Source organism: Sphingomonas sp. TREG-RG-20F-R18-01 (assembly GCF_022662475.1).
GTDB lineage: Bacteria > Pseudomonadota > Alphaproteobacteria > Sphingomonadales > Sphingomonadaceae > Sphingomonas.
Genome location: NZ_JAKNQQ010000005.1, coordinates 347,980 through 366,116, shown reverse-complemented (window position 1 = coordinate 366,116; position 18,137 = coordinate 347,980). Strand labels below are relative to the sequence as shown.

Below are 18,137 nucleotides of genomic sequence, written 5' to 3'. Positions count from 1 at the left end.
AGTTAGCCGCGCGCCGATGACAGCGCCGGCCGGGCTCGTCTGGCTACACCCCGCGCATTACCGCAGCAGCTGAAGCCCGGCGATCGCCATCGTCGCCGCGGGCGCGGCCAGGCCGACGAACGTCAGCCGCACATACCTCGCGCTGGGCCGTCCCGGGAAGACGATCCGTTGCGGCGTCAGCGCGTTGGCGATGTTCGAAAACTCGTCCGCCCCCACGGCCGTCCAGCTTCGGCCATCGAGGCTCGTCTCGGCGCGATAGCCCTTGGGCGGTGCCGCATCGGTCATCACCGCGCGCGAGGGGATCAGCACGAACCCCCCCAGCCGCGCCGTCGACGCCAGCCGCAGCGTGACCGAAGCCGTCGCCGCTCCCCCCCTAACCGGAACGCGCCATACCGTCGCCGTGTCGTCGTCCGACAGTGCCGCAGTGCCCGGCGCCGTCGCGGACTCGATCGACCACGCGGTCGCCGGCCATAGGTCGTCGGCCCGCGTCGGCAACGGGACATCGGCTGGAGCAACCTGCAGAAACAGGGCGATTTCCGAAATGGCGGGGCACGCCGGCGCCTCGGTGATCCGGAGGCGCAGACGTCGCGCCGTGACCGGGGCCGGCAGGCGAAGCACTCGCTGCGCCGCGATGCACGCCCCCGTCGCCGCCTCCTGCCAGCCCGCGCCCGTATCGAGGTCGATCGCGAAGCGTGTGACCCGCGCGCCCAGCAGAAGCCGTTCCCGGATCCGGATCAGGTCGAAACGGCGACCTGGCGGAAGGTCGAGCACGAGCTGCGGCGTGTGCACGTCGTCGGGAGTCGACCAGTAGCTGGCGGGATTGCCATCGAGCACCTTGGCGGCGGCAAAGGGCGGCCCGCGCTCGTGATCCGCCGAGGCAACCGCGCCGTTCGCGAGATCCTTCGCGAAGGTCGCCCGTTGCGCCCGGCCGAACGACCGGAGCACCGCGACGTCGGGATCGGCGAGCCGGCCGCGACGGTCCGGCGGCAGGTTGAGGATCAGGTTCGTTCCGCGCGCGACCGACTCATCGTACAGTCGCACCAGCCGCTGCGGGCTCTTCACCCTGGAATCCTCATCGGCGTGATAGAACCAGCCGGGGCGGATCGAGGTGTTGGTTTCGGCCGGCCACCACAAGGGGCCGTTGCGCAGACCGCCATTGCCTTCGGCCTGGCTCGGCTTGTGGTCGGGCATGGTCGGCCAGCAAGGGTCGCCCGCGACGCCGTCTTCATTGCCGACCCACCGGATATCGGTGCCGAGCGGTTCGAACGTGCACGCCATCGGCTGATGCTGGTGGACCAAGGCGACGATCGATGGCCAGTCATAATAGGCTTCGGCATCGATCTTCCGCGTCTCGCGCGCGCCGCCATAATAGCCGTCGCCGCCGTTCGCGCCGTCGAACCAGAATTCGAACAGCGTGCCGTAGCGCGTGCAGAGTTCGACGACCTGCTTGCGATAATAATCGATATAGGCGGGCTTCCCATAGTCCGCATGGTTTCGGTCCCACGGCGACAGATAGAGCCCGAAGGCAAGGCCAGCCCGCCGGCACGCCTGTTCGAATTCCCGGACGATGTCGCCTTTCCCCTGCCGAAAGGGGCTGTTGCGGATGCAATGCTCGGTCAGGGTGGTCGGCCAGAGGCAGAAGCCGTCGTGGTGTTTCGCGGTCAGGACGATCCCGCGCAATCCGCCCGCCTTGGCCGCGCCGACGATCTGGTCCGCGGAAAAGTCGGTGGGATCGAACAGGTTCGGGCGCTCGTCGCCATAACCCCATTCCCGATCGGTGAAGGTATTGATCGAGAAATGAATGAAGGCATATTGCGTCCGCTCGTGCCAGGCAATTTGCCGCGCGGAGGGTGTCGCGCCCCACGGCGCAGGAGCATCCGTCGCCCGACCGCGCGGGGTTGCGGCCGCCGACGGTCCGATCGCGGCGAGCCCGGACACGGCAAGCCCGGAGACGAGAACGGCGCGGCGGGACAATTCGGACATGCAGGTTCCTCGTAAAGTCGAATGGAGCGCGCGCGAGGCTTAGGCCGGCACGGGTTGCGATGGTCGACGGCGCAGGGCGATGCGATAGGTCCGACCATAAGTCGCAGCGACCTGCACGAGATTTTGGTCACGACCATGGGCGATCGCACGGCCGGATTCCCGCACCGATCGCAGCGCGAACCCCGGCGGCGGGCGGATCGCAAGCCGCGTGCTGCCCGCCGTAATCGTCGCGGTAACGGTTGTGGGCGTCCAGTCGATCGCGACGCGGTGCCCGCCCCGCGCACGCAGACCGGAAACCCGTCCGGTTGGCCAGGCAGGCGGAAGCGCGGGGAGCAGGGCGAGGGCATCGCCGTGGCTTTGCAGCAGCATCTCGGCGATCGCGGCGGTGATGCCGAGGTTGCCGTCGATCTGGAACACCGGGCGCGGCTGTGCCGGGTGCGTATCGAGGAGATTACCGGCAACGCTGTGCGCGAGAAAGGCCGCCACCGATCTTCCCGCGTCCGCAGGTTGCCCCAGGCGCGCCCAGACGGCGGTTGCCCAGGCCCGGCTCCAGCCGGTGCTGGATCCGCCATGCGCTTCGCGTCGCGCAAGCGACGCACGGACGGCTTCCGCCAGGCCGGGCGCGCGGTGCGGATCGATGTCGGTCCCGGGATAACTGGGATAGAGGTGCGAGATGTGGCGATGCCCCGGGTCCTGTTCGACGCGGTCCTGCGACCATTCCTGCAGCTGTCCGAACCGGCCGACCCGATAGGGTTCGAGCTGATCGCGCAACCCCGCGAGGCGGTCGGCAAGGCCGCTGTCGTCGCCAACCAGTCGCGCCGCCGCGATGCAGTTGGCGAAGAGTTCACGGATCAAGGCCAGATCCATCGTACACCCCGTACCGATCGCCGCCGCCGTTCCGGACGCCTCGATGTACAGGTTTTCCGGCGAGATCGACGGGGCGGTGGTCATCCGTCCGTCGCGCGGGTCGCGCACCAGCCAGGCGGCACAGAATTCCGCCGCCCCCCGCAGGATCGCGAAGCCGCGCTGCCGGAGAAACTTGAGATCGCCGCTGAAGCGGTAATGCTCCCACACGTGCTGCGCCAGCCACGGGCCCGCCATCGGCCAGTTGGCCCAGTTGGGATCGCCCTGGCCTGCGCCGACCGGGTTGCTCATCGCCCAGACGTCGGAATTGTGGTGCACGCACCAGCCGGGCAGGCCGTACAGCGTCCTCGCCGTCCGCGCGCCATTCGCCGCCAGCCGTTCGATATGATCGATCAACGGCCCATGGCATTCGGCAAGGTCGCAGCTTTCCGCGGGCCAATAGGTCATCTGCAGGTTGATGTTGGTGGTATAGTTCGAACTCCAGGGCGGGCGGACCGTGGCGTTCCAGATGCCCTGCAGGTTGGCCGGCATCGTCCCGGCGCGCGAACTCGCGATGAGCAGATAGCGACCCAGATGGAACAGCCGTTCGGCACGGGCGACGTCCTGGTCTCCCGGCGTTCCTGCGAGCGCCAACGTCGTACGACGGTACAGCGCGCGATGATCGGCCACGTGACGGTCCAACACCGTGCGATACGCGCGTCGCCGGCCGGCCGACAGGTCCCGCTGCGCATCGGCAAGGATTGCGGCCACCGCGGTGTCGGGGGCGAGATCGAACCGGCGGAATCCCGTGGCGGCGGTGATACGCACGATCACCTCGGTCGCATCGGTGATCTGCACCGCATCCCCGACGGCGACGACCCTTCCGCCCGTCGCCTCGACGCTCAGCATGGTGACGAAGGCCATCCCGAGACCCGGCACGTCGGAATAGGCGACCGGATCGGGCACCTTGCGATATTCGGGTTCGCACCGCGCCGGAACCTTGCCGACGAGCGTCACGGTGGTCCCGTTCGCGACGGCGGTTCCGCGCAACTGGGTGTTCAGCCCGATCCGGCAGGTCAGGGCCGATGCGCGGTCCGCGGCGAGGCGCAGGACGAGCATCCGGTCCGGATGCGAGGCAAAGAGATCGCGGCGAAAACCGACGTCGTCGCAGCGATAGGCGACCGATGCCACCGCCCGGTCGAGATCCAGCTCCCGGTGATAGGCGGTCGGCGTGCCGCGATGGTCCATCGCCAGCACCAGATCGGCCATGGGCGCGTAGCTCTGGCTATACGCCCCCTGCAGCGCCTTCGCGCGGCGATCGGCCTCGATCCCGTCCCCGGCGAACGCCGCCGCGCGGACCGCTGCGAGGGTTGCGCGACCGTCGTGATCCGCCGCCGGGTTCGGCTGGCCGGTCCAGAGCGTGTCGTGGTTCAGCGAGATCGTGTCCTGCGCGATCCCGCCACCCATCATCGCGCCGAGCGTGCCGTTCCCGACCGGATGACCGAGCAGCCATTCGTCCGCCGGCATGCTTGCGCCGATGCGGTGGCGTGCGTCCTGGGGGCCGTCCCCCGCGCGGGCGGCCCCGGCTTGCCCCGCCAACCCCAGCAGAACGGCGCCCCCGCCCGCCGCCAGGACGTCCCGCCGCGAGTACCCGGCCGGATCGCCTTCGTCGCATGGCGATCCGTTCGGAACGTCCGCCGTCGCGCGGGGGACGTCGCTTGCCATGTCCACCGGCTCAGAAATTGATCGATGCCCCGAAATTGATCGAGCGGCCGAGCGAATCATAGACTGACGGGGACGTGTTGACGCGCTCCGCGGCCTCCAGCGGCGGGCTCGGCCGTATTGGGGCGGACGCGTCGAACATATTGTTCACGACGAGCCGCAAGGTCAGCTTCTGCCCGATCGTGATACTGCCGCTGACGTCGAACAGGTCATAGGCCGGCAGATATTTATACTGGTCGGGGACGGCCGGGTCGTCGGAGCCGAAGATCGGGTTGCCATCCAGTCGCGAGTTCTTCAGCCCCGAATTGTGCCGCCAGTTGAGCGAGATGAGCGCCGGATTCCGCGCCGACCGGGGCGAGGAGAGGGTGGTGCGGAAATTGTGCTGATACCGGCGATAGCCTTGTCCGGCATAGGGACCGAACAATCCCACGACGTTGAAATCCGTGTCCGGCAAGCCGAGGTCGCCGCCCTTGTCGGTTTGTAGCGTGGCGACATAGCTGGTCGAGAATTGTGCCCAGCTGCCGAGCCGGGTTTCGTAGTTGGCCGAGAAGTTGAACCCGCTCGCCCGTGTCTTGCCGAGATTGGAGTAGCCCTGGTTGATATAGCCGCTCGTCGCGCCGACGTTGCTGAACAGCGTCCCGTTGGCGTTGCGGACCAGCTGGCCACAGAAGAAGTCGTAGCCCGTGTTGGCGCAGGTCTGAGCGAAGTCGATCGCGCGATAATAGCCAATCCCGTTTTCGATCTGGATATTGTAATAATCGGCCGTCGCCGAGAAACCGTGGAGCATCCGCGGGGTCAGCACGAGGCCGTAAGTGTAGGTGTGGGCGATCTCCGGGGTGACCAGGCCTTGCGAGCCGTTCCGGACGGTGCACAGATAATCCGGGCATTGCGCGATCGAGCCATATTGCGCTGCGGTCACCCCCGACCGCTGGCACGCCGCCAGGCTCGCGACCGGATTGGCGCCGGCGCAGGGATCGCCGAGCGTGTTGGTGTCGAGCGTCCCGTAGCTCACCGCGGCATTGGACGAGAGTTCGTAGATGCTCGGCGCGCGGGTCGCCTTGTTGTAGCTGGCGCGCAGCAGCAGGTCCGGGATCGGCCGCCAGCTGCCATCGAACTTGTAGGTCGAGCGCATCTTGTCGACCCCGGAATAGCGCGACCCGCGGATCGCCGCGCCGACGCTCAGGTCGCGGATGAACGGTCGGTCGCTGACCAGCGGCACGTTGATTTCGCCGTAAATGTCCTTGGCGTTGTTCGACAGGCTCGACGGGGTCGAGCCGAACGCCGCCTGATAGGCCGCGTCGGGGTTGGAGCGGTAGCTGTTCTTGCGATATTCGACGCCGAACGCGACGTTGATCCCCTTGGTCGAGAACGGGCTGCGGATCCCGTATTCGCCGAGATCGCCGGTCACGTTCGCATTGCCGACCCATTGCTCGTACCGCTCGCGAAACTGGCCGCCGCCCGCGCCATAGGACAGCGCGTCGACCGCCGCCGCACTCGGACCGGCGCTCGAGAAGATGTCGAGCGGAACGCAGCCGGGGTTTGTCGCGGCCGAGGCACAGGTGGCCACGCCATTCACGTTCACGACCTGTAGTGCGGCAGCGACCTTGGTCGGGTCGACGCGGTTGTTCTGGCGCTGCTGATAGAGGGTCGTCGAGTAGACGCCCCCGACGTCATAATGCCACGCGCGACCCAGATCCCCGCGGAAGCCGGCGACGCCGCGGTAGATCTCGTTCGACGACCGCGTCGTCTGCGCGCCGCTGAACCGGTATCGGACGTCGGTGGTGACGTTGGTCGCGGTGCCCGCCGCGCTGCCGCACAGGGCTTGCGCCTGTTGTCCGGACAGCAGCGGATTGTCGCAATTGATCGCATAAGCGACCGATCCGGGCTGGATCGTCGCCGGGTCCGACTGGCTGACCGCTTCGGACTTCAGGTACAGGCCGTTTGCGTAGAGCTGCAGGCCGGGGGACACTTTGTAGTTGAGGAAGACCGCGCCGTTGTAGCGGGTGTTCTCCCGCTGGAAATAGAAGGTCTGATTGTAGTTATAGCCGTTCGCCCCGCTGTAGGGGACGAATGCGCGGCTGCCGTCCGAGGCGTTGCTGTAGACCGTACCGGTCTGGGCCGGTCCCGACAGCGCCTGGAAATAGCCCGACGGGGTCGCCGAGGATGGCGACGCGCACACGACGCTTTGTGCTGACAGGGTGATCGGGCAGACCGAGAAGGAGCGGTCCGATGCCAGCACGGGGTTGACCTTGCTATAGGCACCGAAGACCGAGATGTTGCCCCGCCCGCCGTCGAAATTATGGCCGACGCTGATGTTGGCGTCGAACCGGCCGCCATCGTTCGCCGATCCCTGCGGGACGGCGAAGCCGGCATTCCGCGCTGCCTGGGCGGCGATATTGTCGCGGTTCGTGGTGTTGTAGAAGCCGTAATTGACGTTCGCGTTGACGCCTTCGAAGTCCTTGCGCAGCACGAAATTCACGACGCCGCCGATGGCATCCGAGCCATAGACGGCGGACGCGCCGCCGGTCAGCAGGTCCACGCGTTCGATAAGCCCGACCGGAACCACCGAGGCGTCGATGCCCTCCGTAACGCCGATCCGCTGGCCGTCGATCAACGTCAGCGTCCGGTTCGTCCCGATTCCGTGGAAGTCGAACTGCTGCCGGCCGTTGCCGTTCGACAGATTGGTATCGTTGTTCTTGATCGCGGGAACCCGGTTCAACACCTCCTGGACGCTGAACGCGGATTGCAGCTTGATTTCGGCCTGGCCAACGCTGGTGACCGGCGCGGTTTCGACGAGGTTCTTGGAACGGATCCGGGAACCCGTGACGATCAGGTCACCGCCCTGCGGCTCGTTCTGTGCGGAGTCCGCCGGAAGGGGGGAAACCGCCGGAAGGGGGGAAACGATCGCCGAGACCGGCGCCGCGGCTGGCGCTCCCGAAACGACATAGACGCCCCGGGCGGTGCGCGTGATCCCCATGCCGCTGCCTTGCAGCAGGCGGTTCAGCGCCGTGTCGACGGTCATCGTGCCGGTTACTGCGGGGGACTTGCGGTCACCGAGCGCGGCCTCGTCGAACGCCAGCTCGACCCGGGCCTGTCGGCCCAAGGTGCGTAACGCCTGCCCGAGCGGCAGCGCCGTGATGGCGAACGGAAACTGCCGTTGCTGCGCATAGGCCGGTGTTGCGTTCGTCGCTGTCGCCACGGCCATCGCCATCACGCTCGCGCTCACGATCACCCGCTGTATCACTCTCATGTCCCGCCCCTTTTTTACTGTTATGCTTTTATGACGTTCGAGGAGGGCAGACACACAGCAAGGTTCGAACTTTTTTATGACCTTTGGCGCAAGATGGCACTAGATTGGGCTATGGACGCCGGTAATCGTGATGGTGTCCCGGTCCGACGCGACCCGCACCGGGAAGGTCGCGGCGACGGCTTGCGCGAACGCTTCATTGTCGCCCACGTTGAAAATGCCGCTGACTCGGATGTTGACGGCCGACGGCGCAATGTCGAGCCGTCGTCCGGCAGCATAGCGATTCATCCGCTCGGCCGCGACCGCCAGGGTTTCGCGCTCGAAACTGATTTGCCCGTCCTCCATCCCTTCACTGGCCGCCGCCGGGCGAACGGCACCGACGTTGCCGACGTTGCCGACGGTCGGCATCCGCAATTCCAGACCGGGCGTCAGGACTCGTTCGGCGGTCACGATATGACCGTCGCGGCGAACCATTTCGCTGCTGCGGCCGTGATCGGTATCGCGCAAGACCGCGATGCGGCCCTCGAACAGCGCGACGCGGACTTCCCTGGCGAGGCGTTCGACCGAAAATTCTGTCCCCGTCGCCACCACCACGCTGCCACCGCTATGCACCGCGAACGGACGCAACGGATCCTTGGCGACCTTGAAGCGTGCACGGCCGCGGTCGAGGACGATCGTGCGACGCTGGCTGGTGAACGCGACCGAAGCCTGGCTGTCGGCATCGAGCGACAGGCGCGATCCGTCCGCGAGCACGATCACCCGGCGCTCGCCGATCCCGGTGCGATACTGTTCGCCGTCCTGGCCGCGCCACAGCACGGTTCCGAGGGATACCGACAGGAGCGCCACCGCCGCCACCGCCGCCTGCAGGGGACGCCTGCCCCATCCGGCGTGGACCCAGCGCCGCTTCCCGGCCCGATGGATCGCGCCAAGCGCCTCGCGCCGCAGGGCGAGCAACTCGGGCGCATCCGCCTCCTGCTCGACCGCGTCCCACACCGCAAGCGCGGCATCCAGATGATCCCGGCGCTCTTCATTGCCCGCGAGCCATAGCTCCAGCGCCTCGGCCGCGTGGGGGGGCATGTCCCCCTCGCGCAGGCGGAGGCACCAGGCGATCGCCGCATCCCGGTCGCTCGTTGGCGGAATGCCGGTCATCGTGCCTTCTCCAGGTCGGCCAGCAGCGCGCGCATCGCATTGGAAATGTGTTTTTCGACCGCGCTGACGGAAACGCCGAACGCATCGGCGATCGCCTTTCGTTGCATGCCCTCCAGCCGGTACAGGATGAAGATCTGGCGGGTTCGGTCGGGGAGGGCTTCCAGCGTCTTCGCGACACAGCCGACGCTTTGGCGTGCAAGCAGAAGCCGTTCCGCGTCGATCGGGTCGACGTCGCGATCCCGGTCGTGCGTGCGCGCCTGGACGTAGCGCGAACGGGTCGCCTCCCGCCGATAATGATCGCGCAGAAGATTGGCCGCGGTCTGGAAGATGTACCCCTCGGGGTTTCCGGTGGGGTGGCTGGTCATGCTGGCGATGCGAACGAACAGGTCCTGAATAAGGTCTTCGGCCTGCGCCTGGTCGTGCAGCCGGCGAACGAAGAACGACAGGACCGCCGGGCGCATGTCCCGCAGGCGTGCCAGCAAATCGACCGGCTCGGAGGCCGGTACGGGATCGGGCATGTCGTTGCTCATGTCCGTAAGACGTCCCATCGATCCGGATGCACAGCTGCGGGAAAGCGCGGTCCTTCGAGCGGGCACCGCTGCAACGCCGGTATGTGCGATAGTCCGGGCGCCAAGGCGGGCATAGCCGCGATTTGCCGCCCGTCTGATTTTCCGGACATGGTGCAAGGACATCAGGCTGCGGTGCCCGGCCGCCATCCCGCGCACATCCTGCCGACGAGGCAGGAGAAAAGTCGATGACGCGTCTGACCCGGCGACGGATGGCGCTCGGTGTCGTCGAGCAGCGCCGTGGGAAGCGTGCTGCGACCCGCGGGCCAACGCGTTAAGCGATCGACGTCAGCACTTCGAGGAACGCGCGGATCTTGGAACTCGACAGGCGGCGCGAATTCTGGAGCGCCCAGATCTCGACCTTCGGCCCGTCATCGTCTCCCCACACGACGAGCCGACCCGCGGCGATGGCCGGCGCCGCGAGCAATTTCGGCATGAGCGCAACGCCCGCGCCCGCAAGCACCGCGTCCTGGACCATCAGGAAAGAGGAAAAGCGCAGCCGGATCTGCGGGCTCACCACCCGCATGCCCGCACCGGTCCGGACCGACCACAGCGCTCCCGTCGAGGTGCCGATATGCGCCACGGCGGGTGCAGCGGTGATGGCCCCTTCCTCGCTCGCGCGGAGCGAGTCGGGCAGGTCGGGCGACGCCACCAGAAGGCGTTCGTCCTCCAAAATGCGCCGTCCGACCAGGCGCTCGTCCGGATCGGGGTTGATGCGGATGACCAGATCGTAATTGTCCTCGACCGGGTCGACCTTGCGATCCTCGGCGACGATCTCGAGCGTGACCTGCGGGTAAGTCCGGACGAAATCCGCCGCGACGCGCGGGAGCAGGACATGCGCGAGCACGATCGGTGCACTGATCCGCAGCGTGCCGCTCGGCACCGACGCGCCGGCGGTGACGGCGCGTCCGGCCTCCCCGAGCTCCAGCAGCGGACCCTGGGTGCGCTCGTGCAGCGCGCGGCCCTCCGGCGTGAGCCGCAAGGTCCGCGATCCCCGGTCGATCAGCCGAACGCCGAGCTGCGCCTCCAATTCGGTCACCTTGCGCGACAGCGTCGCCTTGGGCCGCTGCGCCGCGCGACTGGCGCGGCCGAAGCCGCCGTGCGCGGCGACGAGATTGAAATCGGCAAGGGCAGCAAGATCCATGTGCTGTTCCACTAGCGAGACGACGTGTCCTGATCTTGCCAGCTTATGCAAATATCCGGAACATCTATCTTGTCTACATCGACGACGCGCTTGGCTCGCCGATCCCGGAGAGACGACATGACGATCTTGGTAACAGGCAGCACCGGCACGATCGGTACACAGGTTCTCGCTTTTCTCGACGGGCGCGGTGTCGCGGTGCGTGCGCTGACGCGATCGCCCGAAACCGCGCAGTTTCCAGCCGGGGTGGACGCCGTGAAGGGCGACCTTTCCGACATCGACAGCGTCCGCGCCGCGCTGGACGGCGTGACCACGCTGTTCCTGCTCGCCCCGAACGCCCCCGATGAACTGACGCAGGCCATGCTGACGCTCGACGCCGCCCGCGCCGCCGGCGTGAAGGGCATCGTCTATCTCTCGGTGTTCAAGGGCGAAGCCTATACCGACGTGCCGCACTTCGCGAGCAAGGTCACGGTCGAGCGCATGATCCACGCCGCGGGGCTGCCCGTCACCATCCTGCGTCCGGCCTATTTCATCCAGAACGACCTGCGACAGAAGGATGCGCTGCTGGGCGCAAGCGTGTACGCCATGCCGATCGGCGACAAGGGCATCTCAATGGTCGACATCCGCGACATCGGCGAAGCCGCCGCCAACGAGATCCTGCGGCGCGAGCGGGCGGAAGCACCGTTGCCGCACGCGACCTTTGAGCTGGTCGGGCCCGACGCGCTTACCGCCGCGACGATCTCCGCCCTGTGGAGCGACGTTCTCGGTCGGCCGATCGGCTATGCGGGGAGTGATCTGGATGGCCTGGAACAGCGACTGAAGGCGTTCGGACCGGCCTGGCTAGCCTATGACATGCGGCTGATGATGCGGCGCTATCAACAAGACGGCGCGGTCGCCACCGACGCCGAGATCGGCCGCTTCACCACGCTGCTCGGTCATGCCCCGCGGTCCTACCGCGACTTCGCCGAGGATGCCGCCGCGGCCTGGGCGGCAGCCTGACCCCGCAACGCCCCGTTCCCAAGGAGACCTTTCATGACACGCGTCCTGTTCGTCGGGCAAAAGCCCGAAACCGTGGATTTCTCGGATCCAGCGCTGCCGCCCGGCTTCGACGCCGACAAGATCAATGCCGGGATCGTGATCGGGCTCGAAAAGATCCGGGAGCGTGGTTGGCATGGCGACACCTGCATGATCACGCCCGATGCGTCCGGCGGCGCCATGCTCGCGAAGGCGCTGCGCGATGCCGCCTATGACTGTGTGGTGATCGGGGGTGGCCTGCGGCTCCCGCCCAAGAGCCTCGCGCTGTTCGAAATGGTCGTGAACCTCGTCCACAAGACCGCGCCCGATGCCGCGATCGCCTTCAATACGCGACCCGAGGATACCGCCGAAGCCGCTGCCCGCCAGCTCGGCGAGGCATGAAGAGGGGGCAGCGCCGCCGATGATCCCGAAAAGGCGATGCTGCGGCGATCGTCGTGGCTCGCTTGACGGGGAGCAAGCGGCTATGGCCATGACCATGCTGTTCACCCTGCTCAAATGCCATGGTTCGGGAAATGATTTCCCGCTGATCGACGCCCGTAACGTTCTATTGAGCGAACCGGACTGGGCGCGGGTCGCGATCGCGCTGGCGGACCGGGCCGGGTCGGTCGGCGGGGATGGAATGCTGCTGCTGACGAATCGTCAGGATGGCTATCTATTTGAAATGCGTATGTTTAATTCGGATGGTAGCGAGGCCGAGACGTGCCTCAACGGGTTGCGCTGCGTCGCCCGGGCGGGGTTCGAGGCGTTCGGGGTCGACACCGCACGCGTCGGGCTCAAGCAATCGGCGGCGGACGTCGCGCGGGATCCGGACCTGGCGCCCGGGGTCTATACCGTGCGCGAGGTGGCGGGGCCGGTCGATCTCGAGGTCGCGCACTGGCCGCTCGAGGCCGGATCGCCGCGCATCGTCGATGCGCCGGTGCCGCAACTCCGCAGCACCCGCCGGTTCAGCGCGGTGGCAATCCCCAACCCGCATCTGATCGCGTTCGTCGAGCAGATCGACGAGGCCGAGCTCGTCGCGCTCGGTCGGGCGTGCGAGGCAGCGCCGGCGTGGCTGCCGAACCGCGCGAATGTCTCGTTCGTCGAGGCGCGCGGTCCCGCGACGCTGTTCGTCCGCACGTTCGAGCGCGGCGTGGGACTGACCGACAGTTGCGGCAGCGCGATGGCCGCGTCGACCTATGCCGCCTGCCTGACCGAGCGGTGCCGCTACGACACCGAGATCACCGTGCTGAACCGTGGTGGAATGGTGCGCGCCGAGGCCAGCGCCGCGGGGATGGTCCGGCTTTCGGGCAACGCCACGTTCGAATGGGCGGGGACCGTCGAAGTCGATCTTGCCGCGGCACGGGCGGGACCGGTCACCATCACGCGCCGGTTCGACGCGGAAGTCGCGGCCTGGGACGCGCTGCGAAACGGCTTGCGATAACCCCGGATCGGGATCACGAAATCTCTTGTTCATGGTCGTGGGTGCGTAATGGGTGTTCCGTTAGTGATCTGGAGAGAAAATCGATGAATCCCTTGTCTCGTATCGTCATGCTGGCCGCCGGGTCGTGCCTTGCGGTCGCTACCCCCGTGATCGCCCAGACGCGTGCCGACGAGGCGCGCTTCCAGCAGGCGCAGCAGCGGTTCGACAACGAATGGCGCAATTTCCGGGCGGAATATGACCGGTACCAGCAGGCGCGTGCACGGCCGTACCGCGATCCGCGTGACGCCGGCTATGGCGATCCGCGCTATGCCGACCCGGCGTACGACAATCGCGACGAGGCGGGGTACGATCCGGCGCGCTATTACCGCAACGACTCGCGTTATCAGGAGCGTGTCCTCGGGCCGGACGATCGGGTCTATCGCGGGACCGACGGGCAATATTATTGCAAGCGCAACGACGGCACGACCGGCCTGATCGCCGGCGCGGTCGGCGGCGGGGTGCTCGGCAACCTGATCGACGGCGGCCATTCGCGCGGTGTCGGGACGATCCTTGGCGCGATCGCCGGTGGCGTGGTCGGCAAGTCGGTCGACCAGAACAATGCGCAGGTCCGGTGCCGCTGACCGCGGTCACCAAGTCCTAAGACAAAGGCCGCGCGGCAGAACCGCGCGGCCTTTTTTTCGGCGGATCGCCGCGGGCGGCGGGGCCGCCGGTCAGTCCTTGTCGTGCGTCTCGCCATCGACCGCGAGTGCATCTTCCTCATCCGAATCGAGCGTCTCGCCAACCGTATCCGCGATCAGGTCGAGCTGATCGTACGTCGCGGTATATTCCTCGGTCGCGCCGCCTTCGTCCTCGATCGTGATGACGTAATCCTCGCCCGAACGGCTTACCGTGAACCCTGCCAATGTCTTCGCCATGACTGCTCTCCTTGAACGACGCCAGCCAAACGCCCGGTGCCGGAGAACGCTCCGCTTCCCCGCAAGAGTTTACCGGCCGTATCGGACGAGGAACCGATCTGGTACAAAACACTTGACATCGTCACGCTGTTCCGGTACATATCAGGAACGATGCAGAATTGCGCACCGCCGATCTGGTGCTGACGGGCCGGGGCTGACACGCCGACCGGCCGTCTTCGTGCGCGTCCGGGCGAGGAGCGGGACATGGCCTATCGAACACGGAACGCAGCGGCGGCTGCGTCGCTGACGGCAACGCGCCCGACCGCCTTTACCGGGCGCAAATGGGTCCGGTGGACACAGCGGATGAAGGCGGAGTTTCTCGATCACCTGGCGGCGACGTGCAACGTCAAGGCGTCGGCCGAGGCGATCGGGGTGGGCGTGATTTCGGTCTATGCGCTGCGCCGTCGCGATGCCGAGTTCGCGCGTGAATGGCAGATCGCCCTGGAAAGCGGGTACCAGCTGCTGGAAACGCTGGTGCTCGGGCACGTCCTGTCCGGCGCGGCGCGCGAGGACGGGATCGCGACGCCGCACGATTCCGCGCGTCTCGACATGGATACGGCGCTGCGCCTGCTCACCGCGCATCGCAACGCATCGGGGAAGCCTTCGGCCGAAGGCGGGGCGCCGCGCCGTCGCGCCGATATGGCGGATACCGACGCGGCGATCCTCAAGAAGCTGAAGGCGATCGAGAAACGGCGGGCAACGGCATGAGCGGCGGCGTGCGACCCCCGCGCAGGGGGACGTCGGGCGCAATCGCTGGCCTGGCCGGTCCGAGCGCCGCCGCATGGGTCGAGCGGGTTCTGGCGCTGTCGGACGACGAGCGCGCGGAACTGCTGCGCGGGCTGAGCGCACCGCAGCGGCGGACGCTCAACGACGCGTGGGTGCTGTGGGCGCATCCGGGCCAGGTGGCGCCGCCCGGGGATTGGCAGATATGGCTGATCCGGGCGGGGCGCGGGTTCGGCAAGACGCGGGCCGGTGCCGAATGGGTGAGCGAGATCGCACGATCGACGCCGCACGCGCGAATCGCGCTGGTCGGCGCGACGATCGACGATGTGCGGCGCGTGATGATCGAAGGGGAAAGCGGGCTGGTTTCAGTTGCGCGAATCGACGAACCGGTCGATTACCGGCGCGGGGCCGGGGAAATCGTGTTTGCGTCCGGCGCGCGCGCGGCGATCTTTTCGGCGGCCAGCCCGGAAGCGTTGCGGGGCCCCGAACACCACGCCGCCTGGTGCGACGAGCTTGCCAAGTGGCGGTACGGCGACGTCGCGTGGGACAATCTGATGCTCGGGATGCGGATCGGCGACCGTCCGCGCGTGCTGGTGACGACGACGCCCAGGCCGATCCCGCTGCTGCGGCGCGTGATGGCGCTCAAGGGACTGGTCGAGACGGTCGGGCGGACCCAGGACAATCCGCATCTTCCGGCCGCGTTCCTGGCGGCGCTGGAGGATGCTTACGGGGGGACCCGGCTGGCCCGGCAGGAGCTCGCGGGCGAACTGATCGAGGAAGCCGAGGGGGCCTTGTGGACGCGCGCGCAGTTCGATGCCTGCCGGGTCGCGGCGGCCCCGGCGCTGGTGCGGACGATCGTCGCGGTCGATCCGCCGGCCGGGACTGAGTCGGGGCGGGGCGACGCGTGCGGGATCGTCGCGGTCGGGCTGGGGCGCGATGGTCGCGGCTATGTGCTGGAAGATGCGAGCGTTTCCGGCCTGATGCCGGAAGGCTGGGCGCATGCGGTCGCGGCGTGCGCGGCGCGGCACCGGGCGGACCGGGTGATCGCGGAAAGGAACCAGGGGGGCAAGATGGTGGAAAGCGTGCTGCTCGCGGCGGATGCCGGGCTCCCGCTGCGGCTCGTCCATGCCGCGAAGGGCAAGGTCGCGCGGGCGGAACCGGTGTCGATCCTGTACGAACGCGGGAAGGTGTCGCACGTCGGGGTGTTCCCCGCGCTCGAGACCGAATTGTGCGGGCTGGTCGTCGGCGGCGGGTATCAGGGGCCGACGCCCTCGCCGGACCGGGCGGATGCGCTGGTCTGGGCGTTGGGTGACCTGCTGATCACGGCGACTCCAAGGCCACGGGTCCGCGGCCTCGCGGGGGATCCGTGAAGCGCGCGGTTCGCCCGCGTGCTCAGGCCGTCAGCGCGAGCGCTTCCGGGCGAAAGCGGAGGTCTGGCCGGATGTCGTCCGGCGCCATACTGTCATCGTCATTGGCGGGCGCCGCGTGCGTACGGCTTCGGCAGGCTCGCGGGCGCGCCGTCCCGCGGCGGCGCCGCACGATCCCGGTCAGGGTCGTGCCGATCCGTGCGCCGAATCCCTTCAGCCGCAGCGTGGCGGCCGTGGCGAGCACGGCGGCGATCATGTCGACATAGGCGCTGACTTCGAACGTGGTGAGCCAGGCGGCGGCATCGGGAAGCCCGAAAGCGATCATGCGAACGCCGTCCGCGCCGCCGGCCCAGGCGAGAAGGCCACAGAACAGGACGATCAAAACCGCCGCGATGACATGCCCGCGACCGATCCGGTCGAGCATGCGCGCCGGGATTTCGACGGTCGTCCTGTGCAGGAACCGGCCGGTCGGGGTTTCGGCGGCGAATGTCATCATCGCCAGTATCGCCAGGACTGTCAGGGTCAGCACCGTCCGCATCTCCACCACCGTTGCCCCGGGACTATCATGCGGCCGCGCCCGACGCACGACTTTCTGCGCCGTGCCGTGGGGTGGCGAACCTATCGCCGATCGTCCGGCGTTCCACCGGCGCAACCCCCGTCCCGCGACCGAACGGCGCCATCCCAATTGCGTGCAAAAAACCATTTCACAAAACCGAAGCAAATGTGTCATCATTCTGTAACAGTAAGATTGGGAGATGGATGATGATCAAGATCGTGACCATGGGCTTGGTTGCCCTGTCGACTCTTTCGGGTGCGGCGATCGCCCATCCGGCCACCGAGGATCCGGTGCGCGCGACGCAAGCGGTGGCCCAGCTGAGCCCGCGCGACGGCGGCGCGCAGATCGAGCTGGCGAACGCGCTGGTCCGCGCCGGGCGTGCGGACGAGGCGGTGAAATATTACCGTCGCGCGATGGCGCTCGACAATGTGATGCTCGAAACCCGCGGCGGCGATGCGATCTGGTCACACCAGGTGGCGACGCACATGCTGGGCAACGCTCCGCAACTGGCGGCACGGTAATACCCCTCCCCCCTGCTTCCGGCGTGGCATTCCGGCCCGCCGGTGGCTAGGACCGCGGCGCGCCTTGCCTGATGGCTTCGCGTACGATGGCCGGCTTCCGTCACGAAGCCCGGCCGTCGGCGGGACGGCCGCAGCAGGGATGAGACGATGGTACCGCGGGAATTGATCGACAGCGCGCAGATCCCCGGCGGGGACACGATGACGCTGTATCGGCGCGGTGCCGACTTCATGATCGTGGTCGATCGCAACGAATTGATGAGCACGCGGATGAACGGCTCCGAAGAGGCGCTGGGCACGCTGGCGTGCGCACGAGTCGCGCAGGTTGCCGCGCCCCGCGTGCTGATCGGCGGGTACGGCATGGGGTTTACGCTCCGCGCGGTCCTTGGTGTCGTCGGCGCGCGGGCGGACGTGGTGGTGGCCGAACTCGTGCCGCAGATCCTCGACTGGGCGCGCGGGCCGATGGCGGCGGTGGCGGACGGATGCCTCGACGATCCGCGGGTCAGCGTGTTCGTGGGCGATGCCGCCGAGGCGATCCTTGCGCCCGGCGGCGGCTATGATGCGATCCTGCTCGATGTCGACAATGGCCCGGACGGACTGGTCCGGGCGGAGAACAACCGGCTGTACGCACCGCGCGGGCTGTCGGCGGCGCGGATGGCGTTGCGGCCCGGGGGCGTGCTCGCGATCTGGTCGGCGGCCCCCGATGCACGCTTCGTCACGCGGCTGAAGGCGGCCGGGTTCCTGGTCGACGAGGTCGCGGTCAAGGCGCGGCAGAACGGTAAGGGACCGCGCCACGTGATCTGGTTCGCGACACGCGGGTAGCGGGGCGCGGGTAGGGGCGCGGCGGGACGGGCAGGCGCTGCGCCGCGCCCCGCGGTGTCCGGTCCCGTTCCCGCAAGGCGCGTCGGTCAACC

Annotated in this window: 16 protein-coding genes; 8 read left to right on the top strand and 8 right to left on the bottom strand. The window is 67.8% G+C overall.

Annotated features, from left to right (window positions below):
- Positions 1 to 57 precede the first annotated feature (57 nt).
- From L8K25_RS15700 to L8K25_RS15675, 6 genes are all read right to left on the bottom strand, one after another.
- Positions 58 to 1,983 (bottom strand): alpha-L-fucosidase, encoded by a 1,926-nt coding sequence (locus tag L8K25_RS15700; protein WP_242139913.1) that lies wholly within the window; start codon positions 1,981 to 1,983, stop codon positions 58 to 60.
- Positions 1,984 to 2,022: 39 nt separating this feature from the next.
- Positions 2,023 to 4,551, bottom strand: a complete 2,529-nt coding sequence (locus L8K25_RS15695) for a glycoside hydrolase family 95 protein (RefSeq protein WP_242139912.1) — start codon at positions 4,549 to 4,551, stop codon at positions 2,023 to 2,025.
- 10 nt (positions 4,552 to 4,561) lie between these two features.
- Entirely contained in the window at positions 4,562 to 7,798 is a 3,237-nt protein-coding gene (locus L8K25_RS15690) for a TonB-dependent receptor (RefSeq protein ID WP_242139911.1), read from the bottom strand.
- Positions 7,799 to 7,897: 99 nt separating this feature from the next.
- Positions 7,898 to 8,944, bottom strand: coding sequence for a FecR domain-containing protein (locus tag L8K25_RS15685; RefSeq protein ID WP_242139910.1), 1,047 nt, complete (start codon positions 8,942 to 8,944; stop codon positions 7,898 to 7,900).
- A complete protein-coding gene (locus tag L8K25_RS15680) occupies positions 8,941 to 9,660 on the bottom strand; it encodes a sigma-70 family RNA polymerase sigma factor (RefSeq protein ID WP_242139909.1) in 720 nt (239 codons plus the stop codon). Before L8K25_RS15680 ends, L8K25_RS15685 begins: the two co-directional genes overlap by 4 nt.
- A 124-nt stretch (positions 9,661 to 9,784) precedes the next feature.
- Positions 9,785 to 10,654: a LysR family transcriptional regulator gene (locus L8K25_RS15675; RefSeq protein ID WP_242139908.1), complete on the bottom strand. Its 870-nt coding sequence runs from the start codon at positions 10,652 to 10,654 to the stop codon at positions 9,785 to 9,787.
- A 117-nt stretch (positions 10,655 to 10,771) separates the two neighbouring features.
- On the opposite strand from L8K25_RS15675, the gene L8K25_RS15670 reads away from it, so the two are divergent.
- The 4 genes from L8K25_RS15670 to L8K25_RS15655 all read left to right on the top strand — a co-directional run bounded on the left by L8K25_RS15670 (position 10,772) and on the right by L8K25_RS15655 (position 13,726).
- The gene (locus L8K25_RS15670) at positions 10,772 to 11,650 is read left to right on the top strand and encodes an NmrA/HSCARG family protein (RefSeq protein WP_242139907.1); all 879 of its coding nucleotides are present in this window, start codon (positions 10,772 to 10,774) and stop codon (positions 11,648 to 11,650) included.
- Positions 11,651 to 11,683: 33 nt separating this feature from the next.
- Positions 11,684 to 12,067 carry a hypothetical protein gene (locus L8K25_RS15665; RefSeq protein ID WP_242139906.1) on the top strand — a complete coding sequence of 128 codons (384 nt, stop codon included), beginning with the start codon at positions 11,684 to 11,686 and terminating at the stop codon, positions 12,065 to 12,067.
- Between the two features lie 94 nt (positions 12,068 to 12,161).
- Positions 12,162 to 13,106, top strand: a complete 945-nt coding sequence (dapF, locus tag L8K25_RS15660) for a diaminopimelate epimerase (RefSeq protein WP_242139930.1) — start codon at positions 12,162 to 12,164, stop codon at positions 13,104 to 13,106.
- Between the two features lie 107 nt (positions 13,107 to 13,213).
- Entirely contained in the window at positions 13,214 to 13,726 is a 513-nt protein-coding gene (locus L8K25_RS15655; RefSeq protein WP_242139929.1) for a glycine zipper 2TM domain-containing protein, read from the top strand.
- 90 nt (positions 13,727 to 13,816) lie between these two features.
- Here the strand turns inward: L8K25_RS15655 and L8K25_RS15650 are convergent, their stop codons facing one another.
- On the bottom strand, positions 13,817 to 14,020 hold the full coding sequence (locus L8K25_RS15650; protein WP_242139905.1) for a hypothetical protein: 204 nt from the start codon (positions 14,018 to 14,020) through the stop codon (positions 13,817 to 13,819).
- Between the two features lie 243 nt (positions 14,021 to 14,263).
- Between L8K25_RS15650 and L8K25_RS15645 the strand changes: the two genes are divergently transcribed.
- Both L8K25_RS15645 and L8K25_RS15640 read left to right on the top strand, forming a co-directional pair.
- Positions 14,264 to 14,767, top strand: a complete 504-nt coding sequence (locus L8K25_RS15645; RefSeq protein WP_242139904.1) for a hypothetical protein — start codon at positions 14,264 to 14,266, stop codon at positions 14,765 to 14,767.
- Positions 14,764 to 16,152: a terminase family protein gene (locus L8K25_RS15640; RefSeq protein ID WP_242139903.1), complete on the top strand. Its 1,389-nt coding sequence runs from the start codon at positions 14,764 to 14,766 to the stop codon at positions 16,150 to 16,152. The genes L8K25_RS15645 and L8K25_RS15640 overlap by 4 nt, the downstream gene beginning before the upstream one ends.
- 22 nt (positions 16,153 to 16,174) lie before the next feature.
- On the opposite strand, the gene L8K25_RS15635 is transcribed toward L8K25_RS15640, so the two are convergent.
- Entirely contained in the window at positions 16,175 to 16,678 is a 504-nt protein-coding gene (locus L8K25_RS15635; RefSeq protein WP_242139902.1) for a hypothetical protein, read from the bottom strand.
- A gap of 230 nt (positions 16,679 to 16,908) precedes the next feature.
- Here L8K25_RS15635 and L8K25_RS15630 point away from each other — a divergent pair, with 230 nt between their 5' ends.
- Both L8K25_RS15630 and L8K25_RS15625 read left to right on the top strand, forming a co-directional pair.
- Positions 16,909 to 17,226, top strand: a complete 318-nt coding sequence (locus L8K25_RS15630) for a tetratricopeptide repeat protein (protein ID WP_242139901.1) — start codon at positions 16,909 to 16,911, stop codon at positions 17,224 to 17,226.
- A gap of 147 nt (positions 17,227 to 17,373) precedes the next feature.
- Positions 17,374 to 18,045 carry a spermidine synthase gene (locus tag L8K25_RS15625; protein WP_242139900.1) on the top strand — a complete coding sequence of 224 codons (672 nt, stop codon included), beginning with the start codon at positions 17,374 to 17,376 and terminating at the stop codon, positions 18,043 to 18,045.
- Positions 18,046 to 18,137: the final 92 nt, after the last annotated feature.